The following is a 22490-nucleotide window of genomic DNA, read 5'->3' as shown; positions in this document are numbered from 1 at the left end:
GTCGACAAAACAACAAGATGAGGTAACCACCATGACCGTGAAAATTGCCCACACCGCCGAGTTGCAAGCCTTCTTCAAAGAAGCCGCCGGTTTCTCCAACGACGAGGGTAATTCCCGTCTGAAAACCATCGTCCTGCGCATCTTGCAGGACAGCGCGAAAATCATCGAAGACCTCGAAATCAGCGAGGACGAGTTTTGGAAAGCGGTCGACTATCTCAACCGGCTGGGCGCTCGTTCGGAGGCGGGATTACTGGTCGCCGGCCTTGGCATCGAGCACTTCCTCGACCTGTTGCAGGACGCCAAGGATGCACAGATCGGCTTGACCGGCGGCACGCCACGCACCATCGAAGGCCCGCTGTACGTGGCCGGCGCGCCGCTGTGTGAAGGCGAATGCCGCATGGATGACGGCAGCGAGGAGGGTGTCGCCACCGTCATGCACCTCGAAGGCCAGGTGTTCGATCTGCATGGCCAGCCGCTGGCCGGTGCCACCGTTGATCTGTGGCACGCCAACACCAAGGGCACTTACTCGTTTTTCGACCCGAGCCAGTCCGAGTACAACTTGCGTCGACGCATCATTACCGACGCCGAAGGCCGTTACCGCGCTCGCAGCATCGTGCCGTCCGGTTATGGCTGCGACCCGCAAGGGCCGACCCAGGAATGCCTGAACCAGCTCGGTCGCCATGGCCAGCGTCCAGCCCATGTGCATTTCTTTATCAGCGCGCCGGGGCATCGGCATCTGACCACGCAGATCAATCTTTCGGGTGATCAATACCTGTGGGATGACTTCGCCTACGCGACCCGTGAAGGCTTGGTCGGGGAAGTGGTGTTCCGTGCGGACGCGGTGTCGGGGCGTTATGCCGAGCTGAAGTTCGACTTCCAGTTGCAACCGGCGCCGGACGCCAGTGCCGAACAACGCAGCCAACGGCCACGTGCGCTGCAAGACGCTTGATACCGAGTCGTCTGGTTCCCTCAAGAGGGGACTGACCGCGTTGTTGTTAAGCATCACGCCGACCTGAACAGTTTGTGCCAAATCCATAATCGACTCGGTCGTTCAGGTCGATGTATCGCGATAGACACCTCGGTCGGCTCCCTCTCCCTCAGGGAGAGGGCTGGGGTGAGGGGAAATCAGGCCTAAGGTAATGCGAAAAAGATATTGGCTCAGCGTTTTTAAGATCGTTTAGTTTTGTCTCAACGACGAATCAAAACGCATCAAACCGATAGACCCCCGATTGCCATGACGGCACACGCTGAATCGATCACAGGTTTTTCAGGTTTGATTCACACGGGAGTGAATCATGCCGCATACCCTCGATATCACCGCATTACCGACCCTGGACCTGTCGCTGTTCGAAGGCACGGCGCAACAGCGTTACGAATTTCTTGAAGACCTGCGCCACGCTGCGCGCGACGTCGGCTTCTTTTACCTGACCGGGCATGGCATCGACAGCGCTTTACTCAAGCAAGTACAGGCCCACGCCCGCCAGTTTTTCGCCTTGCCCGATAGAGAGAAAACCGCCGTCGGCATGATCAATTCACCGCACTTTCGCGGTTACAACCGTGCCGCCTCGGAGATCACCCGTGGCCAGCCCGATCTGCGCGAGCAGTTTGATCTGGGTGCCGAGCGCGAGGCGCTGCCATTGACGGCGGGCAGCCCGTTCTGGGCGCGGCTGCAAGGCCCCAACCAATGGCCGGCGGCTCTGCCGGAACTGAAACCTTTGCTGCTGGAATGGCAGGAGGCGATGACGCGGATGTCGTTGCGCCTGCTGCGTGCGTTTGCTCAGGCACTATCGCTACGGGCCGATGCGTTTGATCAGCTCTACGGCGACAAGCCCAACGAACACATCAAGTTGATGCGCTATCCCGGCCAGTCCAGCGAGTCGAGCCACCAGGGTGTCGGCGCGCACAAGGATTCCGGTTTCCTCAGCTTCCTGCTGCAAGACCAGCAGGCCGGGCTGCAGGTCGAGATCGAAGAGGGGCGCTGGATCGATGCGTTGCCGCGTGAGAACACCCTGGTGGTGAACATCGGCGAACTGCTCGAACTGGCCAGCAACGGTTATCTGCGGGCCACGGTGCACCGAGTCGTGTCGCCGCCGGAGGGCAGTGAGCGTCTGTCTGTCGCGTTCTTCCTCGGTGCGCAACTGGATGCCGTGGTGCCGCTGTATCCGCTGCCCACCGCACTGTTGCGCGAGGCGCGCGGGCCGGCGAGTGATCCGCTCAATCCGCTGTTTCGCGATGTCGGCTGGAACTACCTCAAGGGTCGTTTGCGCTCGCATCCCGATGTCGCGCAGCGCTTCTACGCCGATGCGTTGCTGCCACCACCGCCCGTTCGTAAATCCGCCTGACTCAACCATCGCTCAAGGACTCCGCACATGATCAAGAAAGCAGGTTTGACCCTGGCCGTGCTCGGCGCGCTGGTGACGTCGTTCGGTGTGCAGGCGCTGGAGCCGCTGCGCGTGGCTGCCGACCCGGTGCCCCACGCGCAGATTCTGGCGTACATCCAGAAGATCGATCCGCAGCTGAACCTCAAAGTCATCGAGATCCCCAACGGGGTGAACTCCAACGAGCTGTTGGTGCACGGTGACGTCGACGCCAATTACTTCCAGCACCTGCCGTACCTGAAATCCCAGGAAAAGGCCCTCGGCGAGAAACTGGCGGTGGCGGCCACGGTGCATATCGAACCCTTGGGCATTTACTCGCACCGGCACAAAAGCTTCGCCGACGTGCCGGTAAAAGGCACCGTCGCCGTGCCCAACAACGTCACCAACCTGAGCCGCGCGCTGTACCTGTTGCAGGACAACGGCCTGATCAAACTCAAATCCGGCTTCAACGACCCGGCGGCGGACCAGGCAACACCCAAGGACATCGCCGAAAACCCGAAACAACTGAAGATTCTCGAGATCGAATCGCCGCAGATTCCGCGCTCGCTGGACGACGTCGATCTGGCCGTGATCAACGGCAACTACGCGCTTGACGCAGGCCTGGTGCCGGCCAAGGATGCCTTGGGCCTGGAGAAGGCTGAACACAATCCCTACGCCAACATTCTGGTGACCACGCCCAAGCTCGAACACGACCCGCGTATCGCGCAATTGGCCAAGGACCTGACGTCGCCAGAGGTCGCCAAATACATCACCGACAACTTCGCCGGCTCGGTGATTCCGGTGGCGGGCGGCAAGCCATGATCGCCGTCGAGCAGTTGAGCAAGACTTATCCTTCGGCCGCGCAACCGGCACTCGATCAGGTCTCGCTGAGCATTCCCGACGGTGCGGTCTACGGGATTCTCGGGCGTAGCGGGGCGGGCAAGTCGACGCTGCTGCGTTGCCTCAACCTGCTCGAACGGCCGGACAGCGGACGCATTCTGCTCGATGGCGTCGACCTGACGACGCTGTCGGTCAGCGACCTGCGCCGCCAGCGTCAGCGCATCGGCATGATCTTCCAGGGCTTCAATTTGCTGCATTCGCGCACTGTGTTCGACAACATCGCGGTGCCGCTGGAAATCGCCAATGTCGGCAAGCCGTGGCGCCATGTGCGGGTGCGCGAACTGCTGGAACTGGTTGGCTTGAGTGACAAGGCACAGGCCTTTCCCTCGCAATTGTCCGGCGGGCAGAAACAGCGCGTCGGCATTGCCCGCGCCCTCGCCGCAGAGCCCGCATACCTGCTTTCGGACGAGGCCACCAGTGCGCTCGACCTGGAAACCACCGAATCGATCCTGCAATTGCTGGGCGATATCAATCGGCAATTGGGCGTGACCATCGTATTGATCACCCATGAACTGGACGTGGTCAAGTCGATCTGCGATCACGCTGCGTTCATGGCCAACGGACGCCTGGTCGAAGCCGGGCCGGTGCCACGTCTGCTGGCCGATGCGCAATCGCAACTCGGTGCTTCGCTGCGGCCGACCTGCGGCTTGCCGCTGGGCCACGCTGAGCCAGGCCTGAGTTTTCTCAAACAATACGGCGTACGGGCTGCGCACTCATGAACCGCACGGTCAATTGGGATGAAATCCTGCAACTGGTGTTCAACGCCACCGGTGAAACCCTGTACATGGTCCTGCTCGCGGGGCTGTTCACGCTGCTGATCGGCTTGCCGTTAGGCGTGTTGCTGTTTATCAGTCGTCGCGACGGACTGTTGCCGATGCCACGCCTGAATGCCGTGCTGGGTGGCGTGGTCAACCTCGGCCGTTCACTGCCATTCGTGGTGATGCTGATTGCCCTGATCCCGCTGACGCGGCTAATGGTCGGCACAACGCTGGGCAGCACCGCTGCCGTGGTGCCGATCACCATCGGTGCGTTTCCATTCTTCGCGCGCATCGTCGAAAACGCTCTGGACGAAGTCGACAAGGGTCGCATCGAAGCGATCCTCGCCATGGGCGGCGACATCGGTCATGTGATCTTCAAAGTGCTGTTGCCCGAAGCGCTGCCGGCGTTGCTGGCTGGGATCACCTTGACGCTGGTGATGCTGATCGGTTTCTCCTCGATGGCCGGGGTGATCGGCGGTGGCGGGCTCGGTGATCTGGCGATCCGTTACGGCTATCAGCGGTTCAACAATGAAGTGATGGTTGCCACGGTGGTGGTGTTGGTGATCCTCGTTCAGGGCGTGCAAAGCCTGGGTGATCGATTGGTTCGTTCGCTGGCGCATCGCCGCTAAGGATTTGTATGAGTGTGCCGGTCGCTGTAGTTCGCGAGCCACTGATTCGTGTGCGTGACTTGAGTAAAATGTTTGGTGCGAGTCGGGCGCTGGACGCCGTCAGCCTGGACATCTATCCCGCCGAAGTGGTGGCGCTGCTCGGTGCCAATGGCGCGGGCAAGTCGACTCTGGTGAAGATCCTCGCGGGCAGCCAGACTGCCGACGCTGGCGAGATCTGGCTGGAGGGCGCGCCACGGCATTTCAGTTCGCCGCTGTCGGCGCGGCGCTTCGGTATTGTCGCGGTGCATCAACAGATCAACGAGGGCATCGCACCGGGTTTGAGTGTCGCGGAAAACCTCCTGCTCGATGAACTGTGCAAGCCGGACGCGGACTTCTGGCTCAATCGCAAACACCTGCTGGAGCGTGCCGCAAGCATTGCCGCCGGGCTGGGTTTGACCTTGCCGCTGGAGCAACCGATCGAGCATCTCGGTCAGGCCGAACGGCAATTGGTGGTGCTCGCTCGAGCCTTGGCGTTGCAGCCGCGCCTGCTGATTCTGGATGAGCCGACAGCAGCACTTTCCGATGCCGAAGCGCAGCGCTTGTTTGGTTTGATCGACACCTTGCGCACTCGCGGCGTGGCGATTCTGTACATCTCCCATCGACTCTCCGACCTGCAGCGCGTGGCGGATCGCGCCGTCGTTCTGCGCGATGGCCAGTTCGCGGGCGAGTTCACGGCACGGCAATTACCCGACGCGGTGAGCGCCATGCTCGGGCAGGCGCTGGCCGAGCATGTTTACCTGCCACGCGTGGCCGGGCGCGAAGTGTTGAAACTCAACGCCATGCAAATTCTGCCGCGCTCCGCCGCGTTCGATCTGAGCCTGCACGAGAGTGAAGTGGTGGTGCTGACCGGGCTGTTGGGTGCCGGTAAAAGTGAAATCGCCGAGGTGCTGTTCGGCCTGCGTAAAGCGACCTCGGGCCGCGTGCAACTGGATGGTACTGACTGGCGTGCGGACTCACCGCGCCAGGCCATCCAAAGCGGGGTTTTCTTCGCGGCCGAAGATCGCGCCAGTCGATCGCTGGTACCCGATTTCACTTTGCGTCGCACCCTGACTTTGCCGTTTATCGAGCGCTTTACCCGCGGCGGTTTCATCCGTAACCGCGCCGAAGCGGCAGCGGTCGAGGCACAAGTGGCGGCGCTGGGGATCAAGACTGCCGGTATCGATGTGCCGATGAGCGCACTGTCAGGCGGCAATCAACAGAAGGTCGTGCTCGGCCGCTGGCTGCTCGGCGAAGGGCGGGTATTGATCCTTGATGAACCCTTTCAAGGCGTCGACGTGCGCGCCCGCCGCGACATCGGCCAACTGCTGCGCGACAGCGCCGAGGGGCGCGCGACTTTAGTGATTTGCGCCGACGTCGATGAAGCCCTGGAAATTGCCGACCGCATTCTGCTGGTGCGCGATCACGCCGTGGTCGCCGAGTACCCGCGTGCCGGCCTCAATCGTGCTGATCTGGTTGCCGCACTGGCCGGCAGCGACGTGACCGAACATTCCCCTCAAGCCACGCCAAGGAGCAGAGCGAGTGCCTGAATCAAGTTCACTGTTATCGACCGAGCCGGCACGTGCCGAACGTCTGTTGCACGGGTTGATCCGCTACGGCCTGTTGTGGTTGCTGGCGCTGATCGTGGTGTTTTTCAGTGTGGCCGAGCCGGCATTTCTGCGCGTCGGCAACCTGTTCAGCATCCTGCAATCGGTGTCGATTGTCGCGCTGCTGGCGCTGGGCGTGACGCTGACCATGGCGGTCGGCGGTCTCGATCTGTCGATTGGCGCGGTGGCGGCGATGAGCCTGATGATCGCCAGTTACGTGATGGTCGTGCTCGGCTGGGGCGCGTTGCCGGCGGTGTTGATCAGTCTGGCGGGCGGTGCGCTGGTCGGCCTGCTTAACGGTTGGCTGATCGTCAAACTGCGGGTGCCGGACATTCTCGCGACGCTGGGCAGCATGTTTCTGGTCATCGGCGTGCAACTTATTCCCACGGGCGGACGCTCGATTGCGGTGGGCATGACCTTGCCCAGCGGTGAGGAAACTGAAGGTACGTTCAGTCCCGCATTTCTTGCGCTGGGGCGTGGGCGGTTGTGGGAGGTGGTGCCGATTCCGGTGTTGATCACGGCGGTGGTTGCGGTGGCGGTGTGGCTGTTTCTCGAACGTACGCGCATTGGTCGTTTGTTCTATGCCATCGGCGGCAACGAGCAAGCCGCACGACTGGCCGGTGCACCGGTGCAGCGCTTCAAGTTATTGGCTTACGTGCTCTCGGCGTTGCTCGCATCGCTCGGCGGATTGTTGCTGGCAGCGCGCCTGGGTCGCGGCGACGTCAGTTCGGGCAACGGTCTGGTGCTGGATGCCCTCGGCGCAGCGCTGATCGGTTTTGCTGTACTCGGCGCGAAGAAGCCCAACGCCTTTGGCACCCTGGTCGGTGCGCTGCTGGTGGCGGCGCTGCTCAATGGCCTGACCATGCTCAACGCGCCGTACTACGCACAGGATTTCGTCAAGGGACTGGTGCTGGTGCTGGCCCTGATGTTCACCTTCGGCCTCGCGCATCGGGCGCGTTGAGCCGCTTTATTCAAGGAAGTTGCATGCACGGTTCAATCACACAGTTCGCCCGTCATTGCCTCGCCGGCGCGTTGCTTTCGGCGATGGCACTGAGCGCTCAGGCCAAAGCCTTGCCCGGCGCACCCGCACCGTTCGACAAAGGTCAGGTACAGATCGCGCTGGTGGGGTATTTGTTCTCCGGGGACTTCCCCGAGGCGTATTTGCGCGGCGTCGAAAAACAGACCGAAGCACTGGGTGCCAACCTGCGGGTATTCGATGCCCGGCAGCAAGCGGCGAGTCAGGGCGAGATGATCGATCAGGCGGTCGATCTCGGCGTCGACGGCATCATCGTCCAACTCGGTTTGGCCGAAACCCTGAAAGCACCGATCGATCGGGCGATCGCCAAAGGCATCAAGGTCGTCGCCTTCGATGTCGATCTGAACACCCCGCAAGTGACCCAGGTCGAGCAGGATCACCATGCGCTGGCGCGTCTGGCCCTCGATCAAGCCGTCAAGGACAACGGCACGAAGTTCGATGCCGGCTATGTGTACATCAGTGGTTTTACGCCGATGGAACGCCGCGATGAGATCTGGAGTCAGGTCAAGAAAGCCAATCCGGGAATCGTCGAGAAGGCACGCTTTGGCACACTGAATCCGCCGATTGCCAACTCCGTGGCGGATCAGGCCAGCGCCGTGCTTCGAGCCAATCCAGGCATCAGCGTGATCTTTGCACCGTTCGATGAGTTCGCCAAAGGCGCAAAAATCGCCGTCGACGAAGCGGGGCTCGCGAGTAAGGTGAAGATCTACAGCGCCGATATTTCCACCGCCGATATTCAGATCATGAAAGAGCCGGACAGCGCCTGGGCGGCGACGGCGGCGGTCAATCCGCAAGTGGCCGGGGCAATCAGTGTGCGCAGTCTGGCGATGTTGATTGCCGGGGAAAATCCGGGGCATCAGGTGCTGGTGCCGCCGACGCTGATTACCCGTCAGCAGTTGCTGGATCTGGATGTGAAAAACGTGCGTGATCTGGCGCAGAAGCTACCGAGTTTTGGTGATACCGCGAATGTTGCACGGGCGTCGTGGATTCCAGTGGCCAACTAGAACGTTTGCCACGACATCGCCCGTGTGGGAGCGAGCTTGCTCGCGAAGAGGCCCGATCAGTCGATAACTCTGTTGACTGACCCACCGCATTCGCGAGCAAGCTCGCTCCCACAGGGTTAACGCGTAGTTGCGGAAACTGAGGGAGTTCTGGAGCTTACATGCACAACAAAGCTGACCGCTTACGCAAAAGCCGTTCTCCAAAAACCGATCCGGCGCTCGGTAAACGACTGCCCCCAGGCCAGGTGCTGACGGAGCGATTCCCAATTCTCCACGAAGGCGAAATACCGGATTACGACCTCGCCAACTGGTCGCTGCGCCTGTTCGGCACGCTCGTACAGCCCATCGAATTACGTTACGCCGAGCTGCAGGCACTGCCGCAACGACAACTGCGCTGCGACATCCATTGCGTGACACGCTGGTCGAAGTTCGACACCGAGTGGAGTGGGGTGCATCTGCAGGATTTGTTGCAGGCGTTCGATATCCAGCCGACATCAGCGTTCGTCATGGCTCATGCCGACCCCGGTTACCAGACCAACTTGCGACTTGAGGATCTGCTGCATCCTGACACTCTGCTGGCCACCCATTACGCCGGCCAGCCGTTGACCGCGCAACATGGCTGGCCGCTACGGTTGGTGGTGGCGGGGCGGTATTTCTGGAAGAGCGCGAAATGGTTGCGCGGACTTGAATTCGTCGAGCAGGAACAACCCGGGTTCTGGGAGCAGAACGGCTTTCATCTGCACGCCGATCCGTTTGCCGAACAGCGATTCAGTGGTGATGAACTGGATATTGCGGAGGATGCCTGGCTGGAAAAAGCGTTCGACTAAGTAGCGTTTCATGCAGATCAAAACTGTAGGAGTGAGCCTGCTCGCGATAGCGGTTTTAAATTCAACGGTGATGTCGACAGATGTACCGCTATCGCGAGCAGGCTCACTCCTACAGGGGATTGCATTTCAATATAAAAAATTAGTGTTAGTTGATTAAGGTGTTGGCTCAGCAACACTTCTGCTGAACTAAGAACACTCCTTTAGAGCGATCTAACCTAAGCGTTATTGGTTCTTTTGCGATCGACGGAAGCTCGTCTAGCATCGGCTTTCAAGGGGAAACGTCTCAGCTGGGGAAACTGCAACTCACCGTAAAAAAGCCTTCACTGCCTTTCAGAAATCCAAAACTACAGCAGACATTGCCGCGCATTGCTTGCCGAACTTTATTGTCGGTAACGGCCGGGTATTAACTGCGATTCAAGGAGCTGTTATATGCATTACCGTTCCCGTTCATTACTGGCGGCTGCCGTTGTGTCCGCTATTTGGCAACTTCCCGCTAACGCCGAAGAAACTTCCGTCAGCGCCGACAGCGAATCCCGACTCGGCACGGTGTTGGTCACCGGCACCCGGGGTACTTCACGTACCGTACTGGATTCGCCGGTACCGGTCGACGTGCTCACCGCCGAAGACCTGAAATCCGCCGGCGCCGCTGATGGTGAACTGGGCGCGGCGTTGCAGACGTTATTGCCATCCTTCAGCCTGCCGCGCCAATCCAACTCCGGTGGCGCCGACCACGTGCGCGCGGCGCAACTGCGTGGCATGAGCCCGGATCAGGTGCTGGTACTGGTCAACGGCAAGCGTCGCCATACGTCAGCGGTGGTCAACGACTCGTCGAAGATCGGGCGCGGTACCGCACCCGTGGATTTCAACTCGATCCCGCTGAGCGCGATCAAACGCATCGAAGTGCTGCGTGACGGTGCCGGCGCGCAGTACGGTTCCGACGCGATTGCCGGGGTAATCAATATCATCCTCGACGACGCGCCCGAGGGTGGCGAGGTGTCCACCAGTTATGGCGCCTATCACACCCATCAGGACGCCATCGACAAGACCACCACCGATGGCCAGAACAGCGTGACCACGGCGAAGATCGGCACGCGCCTGGGCGAAGAGGGCGGGTTTATCCGCGGCGGCACCGAATACAAGGATCGCAATCCGACCAACCGCGCCGGTTTCGACGGTTTTGCCGACAGCCCCGGTCAGCGCAACTATGTGATGGGCGACGGCGTTGCGCGTGACGTCAACCTCTGGTTCAACAGTGAACTGCCGCTGGCCGGCGGCAAAGCCTACAGCTTCGGCACCTATAACCAGCGGCACACCACCGGCGCCGAGTTCTATCGCTACCCGTATGAACAGCCGCAGTTCTACCCCAACGGCTACTTGCCGCAATCGCTCGGCGACAATAACGACGTCTCCGCCACCGCCGGTTTCAAAGGCCTGATCGGTGATGAGTGGGACTTCGACAGCAGCGTCACCCACGGTCGCAACCGCTTCGATGGCTCCACCCGGCGCACGCTCAACGTCAGCCTCGGCGAAGACTCACCGACGAAGTTCGATACCGGCGATTACGAGCTGCGCCAGACCACCACCAACCTCGACTTCAGCCGCGAACTGCGTCTCGGCGAGCGCTCGTTCGTCCTCGCGGTTGGCGGCGAATACCGCTACGAAAACTACCTGACCTACGCCGGTGACGAGGCCTCCTACATCGGCTCCGGAGCCGATGGCGCCAACGGTCTACGCCCTAGCGAAGAGTCGGATCTGGATCGCAACGTGTTCGGCACCTACGCCGAGTTGTCCGGCGATCTCAGTGATCGCTTCTTCGTCGACGCCGCCACGCGCTGGGAACATTACGACGATGCCGGCAGCAAACTCACCGGCAAACTCAGCGGTCGTTACAAACTCACCGAACAATGGGCCTTGCGCGGTGCAGTCTCGAACAACTTCCGCGCGCCGTCGCTGGCCCAGAGTGGCTTCCAGAACACCACCAGCAACTTTGGCGATGGCGGCACGCTGACCGACATCCGCGTGCTCTCGGTCAACGACCCGATCGCCCGCGCACTCGGCGCCGAGAAGCTCGATCCGGAAACCTCGAAGAACTTCAGCCTCGGCCTGACCTTTCAGTTGAACGAACGCTTCGACGCGTCGCTGGATGTATTCCGCATCGACGTCAAAGACCGCATCACCCTGTCACAACGCATTGGCAGCGACGCCCTGGAAAACTACATCAACGACAACTTCGGCGTTGCTGGCGTGCACGACGTCAACTTTTTCACCAACGCCGCCGACACCAGCACCCACGGCGCCGAACTGGTGCTCAACTACCACCAGCCGTTCTACGAAGGGCAACTGGGCCTGACCACCGCGTACACCTACAACCACACCAAAGTCACCAGCACCAAAGGCACGCCGTCGCAACTGACGGCGCTGGGCATTGGCAATGACGCCCTCGTTGGTGTCGAGGAAACCAACACCCTGACCGACGCGGCGCCAAAGGATCGCTTCATCTTTTCCGCCAACTGGGCCAGCGAACACTGGGGCCTGCTTGGAAGATTGACGCGCCAGGGCGAGACCACCCGTGTCTTCGATTTCGGCGATTCGCAACCGGAGCAAACCTACGGCGCTGTGTGGCAGCTGGACGCCGAGGTGGCCTACAAATTCACGCCGAAATTCAACATTGCCGTGGGCGGCAACAACCTCACCGACAACTACCCGGAACGTTCCGGTTCGGCGATCAACTATGGCGGTAACCTGCCATACGACGTGCTCTCGCCAATCGGCACCAACGGCGCCTACTACTACGCCCGCGCTACCTATGGTTTCTAACGCGGGACCGGGGCGGCATCTGCCGGTGTTTCAGGCGTTGCTGATCACGCTGGGCATGGTGATCACCACCGACATCCTGAAAACCGCGCCGACCGTCGCCCTCAACGTTGGGCCAGAGCATTTCTATCTGGTGTGGGTGCTGGGCGGTGTCGCGTCGATGATTGGCGCACTGTGTTTTGCCGAGATGGCCACGGCGTTTCCGCACCCGGGCGGCGATTATCACTTTCTGCGCACGGCCTATGGCGAGCGCATGGGATTCCTGTTCGCCTGGTCGCGGTTTTCGGTGATGCACACCGGCTGGATAGCGTTGTCGGCGTTCATGTTTGCCGATTACGTCAACGCGGTGGTGCCGCTGGGGCAGTACGGTTCGGGGCTGTTTGCCGGGGCGGTGATTGCCGCGTTGGTGCTGCTTAATCTCACTGGCAAGCACATTGGTTTTATTACCCAGACCTTGTTGGTGGGGCTGTTGGCGCTGGGCTTTTTGAGCATCGCCAGTGCCGGTGTTTTTCTGGCCTGGCAAGGTATCGAAGCACCTGCGCCGAGTCTTGCGCCCGTCGCGCAAAACACCGGCATGGCCGGGTTCTCGGCGGCGATGATTTTCGTCTTTCTGGCGTTCGGCGGCTGGAGCGATGCGGCGACATTATCGGCAGAGGTTCGCGATGGTCGACGAGGGATTTTCATTGCCATGCTCGGTGCGCTAAGCGTGTTGATGGCGATCTATCTGGCGCTCAATTGGGCGTTCGTTCAGGGCTTGGGATTCGCTGGACTGGCCGCCAGCAATGCACCGGCGGTTGAGTTGTTGAACCGTGCTTTCGGTGCACCGGGTGTCATGCTGATTTTGCTGATGGTCGGTATCGCCGCGATCGCGACCATCAACTCGACCCTGCTGGTCGGCGCTCGCACCACTTACGCTGCTGCGCGCGATGTGCCACAACTGCGCAGCTTCGGCGCCTGGGATGACCGCCATGGTGTACCGCGCAAAGCGTTACTGGCGGAAGGAGCGGTGGCATTGTTGCTGGTGCTGTTTGGCAGTTTTACTCAGAACGGCTTCAACACCATGGTCGAGTACCTGACCCCGGTTTATTGGCTGTTTTTGAGTTTGAGCAGCGTGGCGCTGATCATCCTGCGACGGCGCTTTCCCGAGGTACCGAGGCCGGTGAAGGTGCCGTTGTATCCGCTGTTGCCGCTGCTGTTCTTCGGGTTGTGCCTGTACATGCTGTATTCCAGCGTGACGGTGGTGGGGTTTGGGGCGTTTTTGGGGATTGGGGTGTTGTTGGTGGGCGTGGTGCTTTTGGCCGGGTTGAGCCGACTGACGCTAAACCCTCACCCCAGCCCTCTCCCAGAGGGAGAGGGGGCCGACCGAGGTGTCTTGGGGGATACATCGACCTGAAAGAGCGAGTCGATTATGGCTTGAAGCAAATACAGGCCGAGGTCGATGATGGATTCAGTGAGGCAAAAACAGGCCGAGTTCGATTACGGATTCAGTGATGCACGTTCAAGTCGGCGTACCTCTCCAATATCCCCGGATCGGTTCCCTCTCCCTCTGGGAGAGGGTTAGGGTGAGGGGCTTCTACTTCTAGAACGACACCTCCGCCGGCTGCGACAACCGCAGCACCGACAAGTCCCCGGTAATACGCTTGTAAGCCAGGCGAATCGCTTCAATGTTGCCCGCATTCTTCGGGCTGTTCTCATGCAAGATCACAATCACCTTGGTGCTCAAGCGTTCAGGCTCTTTCGCGCCCTTGTCCCGCCACTGCCCATAAGCATCGAACACACTGAAACCATCAGGAAATCGCGACGTCACCTCCTGATCAAGAAACTCGCGCCAGCGCGCCGGGCTGACTGCACCGTCCTTGCCATCGATCGAACCAACGGAGAAGTACAACTCGGTGCGAATCCACTGCGCCTGCGCCGGCCGCGAAATATCACCTTGCAAGGTCGAACTGGCGGGATCATGGGTGTGAACGGACGCAGGAGGAGGGCTGGCACAACCGGCGACGGCGACGAACAGCGCCGCCAGTAGAAAACGTCGAGGCATGGAACATCCTTATTGAACGATGAGTAAACCGCTCGAGTATAAGGTTGCCGTCTGACCGCCAATAAAGACCTAAAAAGCAGGCATTTAGGCGCTTCCGGAATAACCCTTCACCGCGCAAAAATTGTGCGAGCGAGCCTGCTCGCGAAAGCGATTTTTCAGACAGCGAAAATATTCCATGCCAGAGCCTTACCGATTCATTACGCACTCGCCGGCGGTTTCGCCAACGCAATCTCTGCCGCACCCAGCCGCTTGAGAATCTCGAACAGCAAATCACTTTTGGTCACCCCGACAATCCTCGGGCTAGCCACGTACCCGGTCACCGTCAAAGTAATTCCGTCCGGCGACAACTTGCTGAAGCGCACGAACGGTGCCGGTTTATCGAGGATGGTTTCGTTCTCCCGGTACGTGTTGAGCAACAGGTCTTTCACCTCTTCAGGATCGATATCCAGCGGGAACACCAGTTCCAGTGACGCCACGCCTTGCGCGCTGCCGCCCAGGGTGACGTTGCGCAGGTTCTGCGAGATCAGTTGCGAGTTGGGCACGATGACGATCGAGCGGTCGCTGAGCTGGATTTCCGTGGCGCGCACGTTGATGCGGCGGATGTCGCCTTCGACGCCACTGATGCTGATCAGGTCGCCGACCTTCACCGGTCGTTCGGTGAGCAGAATCAGCCCCGAGACAAAGTTCTTCACGATCTCCTGCAAACCGAAGCCGATGCCCACCGACAGCGCACTGACGATCCACGCCAGATTAGTCCACTGCACCCCCAGCGACGACAGTGTCAGCAGGATCACGAAGGCGTAACCGATATTGGAAAACAGCGTACTCAGCGAGGCACACATGCCCGGGTCCATGTCGGTCTTGGGCAGGAACTCGTTGTCGAGCCAGCGACTCAGGGCGCGGATCAGCCAGATGCCGATCATCAGCGCCAGCACGGCATTGAGCAGGTGGCCGGGGACGATGTTCAGCTTGCGCAGCCCGGCGCCGCCAAGGATCGCCATGATGTTGCTCGCCAGTTGCCCGAGCGTGGTGCCGATGCCACCGACAAACAGAGCGATCACCGCCAGCAGCATCAGCGCGGCCCGACTGAAACCGGACAGCAGGATCGAGATCTGATCGAGTCTCCGGTCACCGATGCCCAGTAACTGTTTGAGCGCTTTGCCGCTGGCGTGCCGTGGCGAAAAAACGTGCTCGCAGGCGTCCTTGATCAACTGGATCAGCAGGTAGAAACCCGACAAGACAATGTACGCCCACACCAGCTCATAACTGATGAACCGCGCCAGCGACACATAGCCGGCGAGCAGGGCAATCGCCGAGACAAACATCGAGACGCTGGCAAGGGTGTAAATCACCCCGGCAAACGTACTGTTCGCTGCTGCCGCATCATTGGCCGCGACCAGCGCCTTGCGCACTTTGCCGACGCGCAACAGCAGGACCGTCACGATCGCCAGCACCACGATCGAAATGACCCCGCGTCCGGCAATCACGATCTGGCTGCTCATGCCGGTGGCATTGCTCACCTGCACCAGTGTCACCAGCACCAATAACGTGCAGGACAGAATGCGCGGGTAGGGCCTGAGCGCCAGCGCCACCTGATCGGCAATCGCCGGCAGGCGCCACGAGGGATGTTCCGTCGACAGCAACGCGCGGCTCAACCCGGTGAGCAGCACGCAGGCATAGACGACCTTTTCGAACTCTTCGGAGAAGGTTTCCAGCACTGGCGGCAAAGGTTGATGACGGGTGCAGGCGTAGAACAGTAATTGCAGGGCAATGGCGGTGGTGGCGATGGTCGCCAGCGCCGAGGCGAACGCCAGCGCACTGCGGCGCAGACGTCCCTCGGGCACGCGGTAAATGCACACCCAGGTCAGACCGCGTTCGGCCAGCCGGCGACCGAAGGTCCAGATGATCAGCGCCAATAGCACCAGGATACTGGTGAAGAGGCGTTCGCCTGGCGCCCAAACCGTGGCCCAGGTATCACGTACTTGATCGACGAAAAAACGCAGACGCTGACGATCATCGTCGGTCGGATTCACCAGCGGTGACCAGAAACTCGGACTCAGCACGCTGTCAGTGCCCAAGGTCAACTCGCTTTCGAGCAACGTGCGACGAATGCCAGCGATCTGCGTAATCAGATCCGCCGCGCTCTGCTTCAACGCCACCAGGCTCTTCAGGGTTCCGTCGACCTTGCTTTTCTGCTCCGCCAGCGCTGCCCGTTGCACGACGATATCCGCTTGTTCCGCCGCCAGATCAGCATCCGGCGCCGCGCCGAGCACCCCCAACTGCACCGCCAGTTGCGCCTGCTGCGGCAACAACGCCGCCGACAACCGATCGACATCCAGAATGAACGCCTGCACCCGATCCTGCGGGCCTTCGAGCTGGTTGTAATTGTTCGCTGCGGAAATCTGTTGCTTGAGGCCGTCGAGGCGTTGTTGCAGCGCCTGCAGTTCGCTTTGCGAAATCACCGGCAGCGGCGCGGCGGCGGTGGTTGCCGGCGGCGGCAAGTCGGCGGCCAATAGCGTCGGACTGCCGCCAACCGCCAGCATGAATGCGAAAAAAAACAACGACTTCAATGTGTTGCGCATGGGTGAGGCGGCTCGAATGGATCACACAGTCTATGAGGTTAGGTGATCGAGGCGATTGGCGCGCAAAAGTTTCCCGCAGAGCAGGGCCGGTGAGCAGAACTTGCAGACGCAAAAAGCCCGACGGGTGAGGTCGGGCCTTTTTTCGGTGACGGCGGTAAAACGCTGCATTCAGACGGCGCGGCGTTCGAGCAAACGGTCGGAACCCCCTTCGGCAACGGCATCGCTGAACAGCGGGTCGGTTTCGGTGGCGGCGGCAACGGCATCGCTGAACAGCGGGTCGGTTTCGGTGGCGGCGGCAACGGCATCGCTGAACAGTGGGTCGGTTTCGGTGGCGGCGGCAATGGCATCGCTGAACAGCGGATCAGTCTGGGTGGCGGCGGCTACTGCGTCGCTGAACAGCGGATCGGTTTGAGTCGCGGGAGCGGCAACAGCATTCAGGGCGAACAATGAGAAAGCGATGCTGAGAAGGGCTTGGCGTTTCATGAGTGTGTGCTCCGTGATGTAGTGGTGGGGTCTGGAGCCGATCTTACGCCGCGCATTTGATAAGAGAACTTCATTGAATCAATGGTTGTTATTGATGCGGTTAATGAAGGCGCTTCGTCTTGTATTCTCCGTGGGAATGCAGTGCATAAAATTAATGAGTTTTTCTTATCTGATGTGTGCGCGTAATTTCTTATGAAACAACAAGGAGCTTCGCCGTGAACTCAACGTCAGCTGAAAAATTCGACACCTCCCGCGCCAGCGAATACGCCCGCCAAAGCCGCATAGCGCTGGCCGGCTACGACGCCTGTCATGATCTGGCGGCCTGCATGTTGGCGGCGAGCCTGGGTTCGCGTCCGGCCAACATACTGGTGGTCGGCGCTGGCGGCACGGCGCAGGAAATCATTGCGATGGCGGCGCTGGAGCCGCAATGGCATTTCACCGCAGTCGACCCTTCCGTACCGATGTTGGAAACCGCGACAGCGCAACTGCAGGCCAACGACTTGCTGCACCGAACCCAGGTGCATCTCGGCCACGTCGAAGACCTGCCGGCTGCTGCCTCATTTGATGCGGCAACGTTGATCGGCGTGCTCCATCATCTGAACGGTGATGAGCCCAAGCGCCAGATCCTGCAAGCGATTCAGGCGCGGCTCAAACCGGGCGCGCCGCTGATTGTCGCCGGCAACCATTACGCCTATGCCAGTCAGCCATTAATGCTCCAGGCGTGGGGGCAGCGTTGGCGGCAGCAGGGCGTCAGTGCGGAGGAGGTGAAGGCCAAGCTGGGCAAGATTCTGCAAGGCGCTGACCCGCCGCATTCCGAAGCGGCGGTTCAGGCGTTGTTGCATGAGGCCGGGTTTGGCGAGGCGACGCGGTTTTTCAGCAGTTTGTTCTGGGGGGCTTGGCTGGCGTGTAAAACGCCTTCTTGATGCGGACTGGCTCGCAAGGTGCGCGCAGACATGCCATTAACGTCACTGTCGGCGTTCGATCCATTGTTCCCTGGTCAGCCCATAGCATTTGCACAGGGCCGGTGCACTGGAGAGGCTCAACTCGGCGTCGTACAAGTACACGGCGCCGATTTTCAACGCCGCTTTTTGCGAGCGGATGTTGGCGGGACCAATGTGAAAATAGACGGTGCCGTAGACTTCGAATACATGTTCCAGCATCAGTGCCTTCAACTCACGATTGGCGTCGCCACCCCATTTTGCCCGCACCAGAAAGGTGTAGCCGATGGCAATACTTTCGGGCTGATCGGGTGGCGTGTAGTAGCTCGACATACCGACGATTTGCCCCGATTCGATATCGATAACGACGAGTGCTTTTCCGCTGGCCAGTCGAGCGGCAAAGTACCTTTCAAACACCTGCCGTTCATAGCGATCGTGGGCAGGATGGCCGGCCCAGATGAGCGGGTCACTCGCCGCTGAAAACAACACTTCAAAGTCACTGGCGGTCAGCGCCCTGAGCTTTAGCGTGCGTCCATGAAGAACGGGTTGGCAGTCGAATTCGCATACCGGCATGGTGTCTTCCTGATCGATCTGAGGAGTGTGACCAGTCTAGGCTGGCAACAGGCTAAGGAAAGATCCAATTCGGTGGGAATTCATGGAGCCAACGGTTGTACCCATGACAATTTATTGATTGTGTTGATTTTGCGACTCTGCGATGAGCTTTCGGCTATCTCGCTCGAGGCTCGGCATGCACATTGCCATTCTGACTTTCGAAGGTTTCAACGAACTCGATTCGCTGATTGCCTACGCCATGCTCAACCGGGTTCGGCAGCCGCACTGGCGCGTGTCCATCGCCAGTCCCACAGCCAAGGTGCGGTCAATGAACGGCCTGGTTCATCGCACGGCTTGTCGGTTTGCAAGCTGCACGTGATGCGATGCGCTGCATGACGTGGCGCCGGTGGCGGAGAAAGACCTCTACATTGAGCGGGCGCTGGCGAATATTGCGCCGTTCTTGTAGGTCAGGGATCAGCTCTCGCGGGTATCGGTTGATTCCACCGCCGCCTCAGCCTCCAGTTTCGCCCGCTCAGCCTTGCTGATGTACTTGGGCTTTTTCGGCGCCAGTTTGGCGCTGGCCTTCTTGGCCTTTTCCTTGAACAACTGCTGCAGTTTCTTTTGACGATTCATGTTTTCTGTCCGGCCTGCTCTTGCGCGCAAAAGGGGCGAATCCTGACGTAAGCCTCGGGCCAAGGCAATCCCAATTCCTCACATTGCGATAAAGTCGCGCACTGCCTTGATGGTCGGTGCCGGCGCCTCTTCCATCAACCAGTGTCCGGCTGCCGGAATCACCCCCTCGGTAACGTTGTCCGCGGCATTGCGCATGACGATCGCTTCGTTGTTGCCAAAGGACTTTTCACCGCCCACGGCGAGCACCGGCATGGCCAGGTGTTTCTGCAGAACGGGGGCGTTGTCGAGGGCGTCCTGACGAATGCTGCGGAACTGGGCAAAAGCGGCGTGCATGGCGCCGGGGCGGGCGTAGAGCTTGGCGTAGTGCTGGCGGGTGCCTTCATCGACTTTGGCCGGGTTGCCGGCGAACTCATTCCAGAAACGGTCGAGGTAGATGCGTTCGCGCCCGGCAACCAGACGCTCCATGTCCGCGCCGCCGAAGTCGAAGTGCCAGAGCATCGGCGAACGAACGATGTCGTTCCACGGTGTGATGCCGGGTACGGGCGCATCCATCACCACCAGGCGCTCGGTCAGCTCGGGATAGCGCGCGGCATAGGCGAACGCGACCATGGTGCCGATGTCATGCCCGATGACCACCGAATGTTCGATCTTCAGCGCGCTCAACACCTGACGAATGTCGCCGGCCTGGGTCTTCTTGTCGTAGCCGTCCTGCGGAATCGATGACGAACCCATGCCGCGCAGATCCGGCACCACCACAGTGTGATCGCGGGCCAGATCCGCCGCCAGCGGCGCCCACATGTCGCCGGTATCACCGAAACCATGCAACAGCACCACGGCCGGACCCTTGCCACCAACTCGCACATGCATTGTCGCGCCTTCGACTTTGATGTCCTGAGTGTGGAAGGTGGCGGGGAAGGGAGTGATGTCGGCGTGGACCTGGAAGCTCAGGGCGAGCAGGGCGAAGCCAGTCAGCAGCGGGCGGGTCATGGCGAAGTCTCCAGGCGTGGCGGCGATGGAGAGAGCGTAGACGTATCGATCAGGGGCGGCGGAGTTTCATCCGCAAGCAAATGCTGCCTCGATAAATGCCCCCAGCGCCTTCTCTTCGAGAATTTCGATCGAGAAATGCCCGAAGCGCTTGGGCAACCAGATGATGCGGGTTCCGGACGGGAGTCGATGGGCTGGGCGTAATCGACGATCGGTCAGCCGGAATAAACTAAGCTGACGGGTAACGTCAAGATGACACAGGAGCATCCCACCATGAAGGCTCGCCGCATGATCAAGTCACGCACGTTGATTGCAACGATTTCCTCTCTTGCGCTGGTTGTCAGCTCGGCGATGGCATTGGCTGATCCCGGTAATGGAAAGGGCCAGGGCAATGGCAAAGGTAATTCGCAGAATGTGCAGGGCCACGGTAACCAGAAAGGTAACGGCAACAAGGGCAACAACTCTGGTGGTGACTGGAGTCATGGCCCAAGTATCGATCGCGGCAATGTGCTCGGGATTGTTGATGGCTACCGCGACTACTGGAACCCGGGGCCTGCGCTACCACCGGGCATTCAAAAGAATCTTGCACCCGGCAAGCCATTGCCGCCCGGTATCGCGAAAAAGCTCGATGGGCGTTTGGCCGGTCATCTGCCGCATTACGATGGCTACGAATGGCAGCAGGCGGGTACGGATCTGATACTGGTCGCGCTGGCCACCGGCCTGATTTATGAGGTGCTCAACGGGGCGTTTGATTAAGATTTCCTGCCCCTCTGCGCACCAACCACCCCGATCAGACGATTTTCAACGCACTCAGCACGATCAGCGATTGCTCGGCAAAGGCCTGCGCTTGCTCGGTCAGTGCGGCGATGTTGGCTTCGGCGGTGGTCAGCGTTTTGCCGTCCTTGACCAACACTTCGTTTTGTTCGGCGATGACGCTCCACGCCAGTTGCGCCCACTCTGCCGGGTGTTGTTTACCTTGGCGGATTGCAATGAGGAACAGTTGCTGGAAGCGGCTGACCATGATGCCACCGCCGGTGACCGGGCTGCTCAACACCTGAATGTCGGCGTTGAACAGCGCGCGCTTGCACAGTTGCAGGTTGAACGCGGCGCAGCGTTCGTACACCCGCGCCTCGGCGGCTTCGCTCTGGCACGGGGCTACCGCACCCATGCCGACCAGGATGGCGAGCGCCTGTTCCAGATCGTCATAGGCGATTGGCGACACCGTATCGAATAACTGCTGCATCGTTTTGGCTTCATACGTCTGGCCCGCGAGGGCATCGAGCAGCGGGCCGTAGATTTCCGCTTGCAAAGACGCTTCGCCAGCGGGGCCGGTGACGCTCGACGCTACGTTTTCTGCTGGTTGCATGAGGACAAAGCGCGTTTTGAGCATGCGCGCCCGGCGCTCTGCGGCGCAGAGCCGGTTGGCGCCCCGCACGTACAGATCACGACGGAAAGACTGATTGACGAAGTAGTCACGTGCCTGCTCGCGCATCACCGGGTGCTCGATACCGTCGAGAAAGGTCAGGGCTTCGGCACTCAGATTGAGTGCGTCGACCGAATCCATCGGCACCGCTGTCGTGACGTAATCGAGCTTGGCCGGGGCTAGCGCATCCACCATGTCGGCGAAATACATGCAGTTCCAGTCGCGATTGAAATATTCGTGGGCGACGTATTGGCGGTCCTGACCTTTGATGGTCTGCAGTCGGGCGCCCAGACTTGGCGCGGCAATGGCGTACTTGGGGTTGGCCGCCAGCAGCGCTTCGGAAAACTGCAACGCGGCGTCGATGCGCTGATCTGCGCGCGTCGAGTGATTGGCGAAACGGTCGTGCAGGCTGAACAATTGGCGCAACGGCGCCGCAGGCGACCAGCCCGGGAATGCGTTGTAACTGACGTACAGATGACCACCCGGTTTGAGGTGGCGCCGAGCGAATTCGACAATCAGTTTCTGGTTGTCACGGCTGACCCAGGTCCAGATGCCGTGCAGGCTGATGCTGTCGAATTGCGGCAGATCATGGCGCGCCAGCAGTTGCTCAAAGCTGTCGTCATAGAGTTTTGCGCCGTTGTTGCTGAGTTCCGCCAGCTCAATGGCATGGGCCGCCTGACCGGGGTGGAAGTCGGTCCCGACGAAGCCGGCAGGGCTCGCCGTGGCGTGGATATTGATCGACACACCCTGGCCAAAGCCGAGTTCACAGTGATAACCGTCGGGATTGTCCAGACCGGCAACGCCGCGCAACAACAGGCAGTAACGCTGGAATACCGGATTGATTTCCCGGCTATAGCTGTAGGTGTAGCCTTCGTCGGTGAAATAACCTTCGTTCCAGGCGTTGCTCATG

20 protein-coding genes and 2 pseudogenes are annotated in these 22490 nt (G+C 60.2%); 14 read left to right on the top strand and 8 right to left on the bottom strand.

Annotation, left to right across the window (positions count from 1 at the left end):
- Positions 1 to 31 precede the first annotated feature (31 nt).
- The 11 genes from catA to H8F23_RS09940 all read left to right on the top strand — a co-directional run bounded on the left by catA (position 32) and on the right by H8F23_RS09940 (position 13337).
- Positions 32 to 949 carry a catechol 1,2-dioxygenase gene (gene catA, locus H8F23_RS09990; protein WP_194934248.1) on the top strand — a complete coding sequence of 306 codons (918 nt, stop codon included), beginning with the start codon at positions 32 to 34 and terminating at the stop codon, positions 947 to 949.
- A 346-nt stretch (positions 950 to 1295) separates the two neighbouring features.
- A complete protein-coding gene (locus H8F23_RS09985; RefSeq protein WP_194934247.1) occupies positions 1296 to 2342 on the top strand; it encodes an isopenicillin N synthase family dioxygenase in 1047 nt (348 codons plus the stop codon).
- 27 nt (positions 2343 to 2369) lie between these two features.
- Positions 2370 to 3179, top strand: coding sequence for a MetQ/NlpA family ABC transporter substrate-binding protein (locus H8F23_RS09980; protein WP_194934246.1), 810 nt, complete (start codon positions 2370 to 2372; stop codon positions 3177 to 3179).
- Complete coding sequence (locus H8F23_RS09975; RefSeq protein WP_194934245.1) at positions 3176 to 3976, top strand: methionine ABC transporter ATP-binding protein; 801 nt, start codon at positions 3176 to 3178, stop codon at positions 3974 to 3976. The genes H8F23_RS09980 and H8F23_RS09975 overlap by 4 nt, the downstream gene beginning before the upstream one ends.
- Positions 3973 to 4644 carry a methionine ABC transporter permease gene (locus tag H8F23_RS09970; protein ID WP_194934244.1) on the top strand — a complete coding sequence of 224 codons (672 nt, stop codon included), beginning with the start codon at positions 3973 to 3975 and terminating at the stop codon, positions 4642 to 4644. Before H8F23_RS09975 ends, H8F23_RS09970 begins: the two co-directional genes overlap by 4 nt.
- A gap of 8 nt (positions 4645 to 4652) precedes the next feature.
- The gene (locus tag H8F23_RS09965; protein ID WP_194934243.1) at positions 4653 to 6209 is read left to right on the top strand and encodes a sugar ABC transporter ATP-binding protein; all 1557 of its coding nucleotides are present in this window, start codon (positions 4653 to 4655) and stop codon (positions 6207 to 6209) included.
- Positions 6202 to 7227, top strand: a complete 1026-nt coding sequence (locus tag H8F23_RS09960; RefSeq protein WP_194934242.1) for an ABC transporter permease — start codon at positions 6202 to 6204, stop codon at positions 7225 to 7227. Before H8F23_RS09965 ends, H8F23_RS09960 begins: the two co-directional genes overlap by 8 nt.
- 23 nt (positions 7228 to 7250) lie before the next feature.
- Positions 7251 to 8306, top strand: coding sequence for a substrate-binding domain-containing protein (locus tag H8F23_RS09955; protein ID WP_194934241.1), 1056 nt, complete (start codon positions 7251 to 7253; stop codon positions 8304 to 8306).
- A 158-nt stretch (positions 8307 to 8464) separates the two neighbouring features.
- Positions 8465 to 9130, top strand: a complete 666-nt coding sequence (locus H8F23_RS09950; protein WP_194934240.1) for a sulfite oxidase-like oxidoreductase — start codon at positions 8465 to 8467, stop codon at positions 9128 to 9130.
- 429 nt (positions 9131 to 9559) lie between these two features.
- Positions 9560 to 11947, top strand: a complete 2388-nt coding sequence (locus H8F23_RS09945) for a TonB-dependent receptor plug domain-containing protein (RefSeq protein ID WP_194934239.1) — start codon at positions 9560 to 9562, stop codon at positions 11945 to 11947.
- The gene (locus H8F23_RS09940; RefSeq protein WP_194934238.1) at positions 11937 to 13337 is read left to right on the top strand and encodes an APC family permease; all 1401 of its coding nucleotides are present in this window, start codon (positions 11937 to 11939) and stop codon (positions 13335 to 13337) included. The genes H8F23_RS09945 and H8F23_RS09940 overlap by 11 nt, the downstream gene beginning before the upstream one ends.
- 186 nt (positions 13338 to 13523) lie before the next feature.
- Here the strand turns inward: H8F23_RS09940 and H8F23_RS09935 are convergent, their stop codons facing one another.
- The 3 genes from H8F23_RS09935 to H8F23_RS09925 form a co-directional block, all read right to left on the bottom strand.
- The gene (locus H8F23_RS09935) at positions 13524 to 13985 is read right to left on the bottom strand and encodes a DUF3574 domain-containing protein (RefSeq protein ID WP_095049879.1); all 462 of its coding nucleotides are present in this window, start codon (positions 13983 to 13985) and stop codon (positions 13524 to 13526) included.
- A 197-nt stretch (positions 13986 to 14182) separates the two neighbouring features.
- Positions 14183 to 16567 (bottom strand): DUF3772 domain-containing protein, encoded by a 2385-nt coding sequence (locus H8F23_RS09930; RefSeq protein WP_194934237.1) that lies wholly within the window; start codon positions 16565 to 16567, stop codon positions 14183 to 14185.
- Between the two features lie 168 nt (positions 16568 to 16735).
- On the bottom strand, positions 16736 to 17050 hold the full coding sequence (locus tag H8F23_RS09925; RefSeq protein WP_194934236.1) for a hypothetical protein: 315 nt from the start codon (positions 17048 to 17050) through the stop codon (positions 16736 to 16738).
- Between the two features lie 215 nt (positions 17051 to 17265).
- On the opposite strand from H8F23_RS09925, the gene H8F23_RS09920 reads away from it, so the two are divergent.
- The gene (locus tag H8F23_RS09920) at positions 17266 to 17973 is read left to right on the top strand and encodes a class I SAM-dependent methyltransferase (RefSeq protein WP_194934235.1); all 708 of its coding nucleotides are present in this window, start codon (positions 17266 to 17268) and stop codon (positions 17971 to 17973) included.
- A 42-nt stretch (positions 17974 to 18015) separates the two neighbouring features.
- Here H8F23_RS09920 and H8F23_RS09915 read toward each other — a convergent pair whose 3' ends face one another.
- Positions 18016 to 18561, bottom strand: coding sequence for a GNAT family N-acetyltransferase (locus H8F23_RS09915; protein WP_194934234.1), 546 nt, complete (start codon positions 18559 to 18561; stop codon positions 18016 to 18018).
- Positions 18562 to 18736: 175 nt separating this feature from the next.
- On the opposite strand from H8F23_RS09915, the pseudogene H8F23_RS09910 reads away from it, so the two are divergent.
- A pseudogene (locus H8F23_RS09910) lies at positions 18737 to 18883 on the top strand (AraC family transcriptional regulator); the annotation flags it as partial.
- A 131-nt stretch (positions 18884 to 19014) separates the two neighbouring features.
- Here the strand turns inward: H8F23_RS09910 and H8F23_RS09905 are convergent.
- The 3 genes and pseudogenes from H8F23_RS09905 to H8F23_RS28855 form a co-directional block, all read right to left on the bottom strand.
- Positions 19015 to 19173, bottom strand: coding sequence for a DUF2986 domain-containing protein (locus H8F23_RS09905; RefSeq protein WP_093433404.1), 159 nt, complete (start codon positions 19171 to 19173; stop codon positions 19015 to 19017).
- A gap of 78 nt (positions 19174 to 19251) precedes the next feature.
- Positions 19252 to 20160, bottom strand: a complete 909-nt coding sequence (locus tag H8F23_RS09900) for an alpha/beta fold hydrolase (protein WP_194934233.1) — start codon at positions 20158 to 20160, stop codon at positions 19252 to 19254.
- A 66-nt stretch (positions 20161 to 20226) separates the two neighbouring features.
- Positions 20227 to 20340: pseudogene (locus H8F23_RS28855) on the bottom strand (VOC family protein); the annotation flags it as partial.
- Positions 20341 to 20445: 105 nt separating this feature from the next.
- Between H8F23_RS28855 and H8F23_RS09895 the strand changes: the two are divergent.
- Positions 20446 to 20913, top strand: a complete 468-nt coding sequence (locus H8F23_RS09895; RefSeq protein WP_194934420.1) for an anti-virulence regulator CigR family protein — start codon at positions 20446 to 20448, stop codon at positions 20911 to 20913.
- Between the two features lie 34 nt (positions 20914 to 20947).
- Here the strand turns inward: H8F23_RS09895 and H8F23_RS09890 are convergent, their stop codons facing one another.
- Positions 20948 to 22489, bottom strand: coding sequence for a class I SAM-dependent methyltransferase (locus H8F23_RS09890; RefSeq protein WP_194934232.1), 1542 nt, complete (start codon positions 22487 to 22489; stop codon positions 20948 to 20950).
- Between the last annotated feature and the right edge of the window lies 1 nt (position 22490).

The organism is Pseudomonas neuropathica, assembly GCF_015461835.1.
GTDB lineage: Bacteria > Pseudomonadota > Gammaproteobacteria > Pseudomonadales > Pseudomonadaceae > Aquipseudomonas > Aquipseudomonas neuropathica.
This window is presented reverse-complemented; position numbering and strand designations above follow the sequence as displayed.

Excerpts from the sequence above, each read along its gene's own strand:
- catA (WP_194934248.1), top strand. The coding sequence starts at position 32 with ATGACCGTGAAAATTGCCCACACCGCCGAGTTGCAAGCCTTCTTCAAA.
- H8F23_RS09985 (WP_194934247.1), top strand. The coding sequence starts at position 1,296 with ATGCCGCATACCCTCGATATCACCGCATTACCGACCCTGGACCTGTCG.
- H8F23_RS09980 (WP_194934246.1), top strand. The coding sequence starts at position 2,370 with ATGATCAAGAAAGCAGGTTTGACCCTGGCCGTGCTCGGCGCGCTGGTG.
- H8F23_RS09975 (WP_194934245.1), top strand. The coding sequence starts at position 3,176 with ATGATCGCCGTCGAGCAGTTGAGCAAGACTTATCCTTCGGCCGCGCAA.
- H8F23_RS09970 (WP_194934244.1), top strand. The coding sequence starts at position 3,973 with ATGAACCGCACGGTCAATTGGGATGAAATCCTGCAACTGGTGTTCAAC.
- H8F23_RS09965 (WP_194934243.1), top strand. The coding sequence starts at position 4,653 with ATGAGTGTGCCGGTCGCTGTAGTTCGCGAGCCACTGATTCGTGTGCGT.
- H8F23_RS09955 (WP_194934241.1), top strand. The coding sequence starts at position 7,251 with ATGCACGGTTCAATCACACAGTTCGCCCGTCATTGCCTCGCCGGCGCG.
- H8F23_RS09950 (WP_194934240.1), top strand. The coding sequence starts at position 8,465 with ATGCACAACAAAGCTGACCGCTTACGCAAAAGCCGTTCTCCAAAAACC.
- H8F23_RS09945 (WP_194934239.1), top strand. The coding sequence starts at position 9,560 with ATGCATTACCGTTCCCGTTCATTACTGGCGGCTGCCGTTGTGTCCGCT.
- H8F23_RS09940 (WP_194934238.1), top strand. The coding sequence starts at position 11,937 with ATGGTTTCTAACGCGGGACCGGGGCGGCATCTGCCGGTGTTTCAGGCG.
- H8F23_RS09935 (WP_095049879.1), bottom strand. The coding sequence starts at position 13,985 with ATGCCTCGACGTTTTCTACTGGCGGCGCTGTTCGTCGCCGTCGCCGGT.
- H8F23_RS09930 (WP_194934237.1), bottom strand. The coding sequence starts at position 16,567 with ATGCGCAACACATTGAAGTCGTTGTTTTTTTTCGCATTCATGCTGGCG.
- H8F23_RS09925 (WP_194934236.1), bottom strand. The coding sequence starts at position 17,050 with ATGAAACGCCAAGCCCTTCTCAGCATCGCTTTCTCATTGTTCGCCCTG.
- H8F23_RS09915 (WP_194934234.1), bottom strand. The coding sequence starts at position 18,561 with ATGCCGGTATGCGAATTCGACTGCCAACCCGTTCTTCATGGACGCACG.
- H8F23_RS09905 (WP_093433404.1), bottom strand. The coding sequence starts at position 19,173 with ATGAATCGTCAAAAGAAACTGCAGCAGTTGTTCAAGGAAAAGGCCAAG.
- H8F23_RS09900 (WP_194934233.1), bottom strand. The coding sequence starts at position 20,160 with ATGACCCGCCCGCTGCTGACTGGCTTCGCCCTGCTCGCCCTGAGCTTC.
- H8F23_RS09895 (WP_194934420.1), top strand. The coding sequence starts at position 20,446 with ATGATCAAGTCACGCACGTTGATTGCAACGATTTCCTCTCTTGCGCTG.
- H8F23_RS09890 (WP_194934232.1), bottom strand. The coding sequence starts at position 22,489 with ATGAGCAACGCCTGGAACGAAGGTTATTTCACCGACGAAGGCTACACC.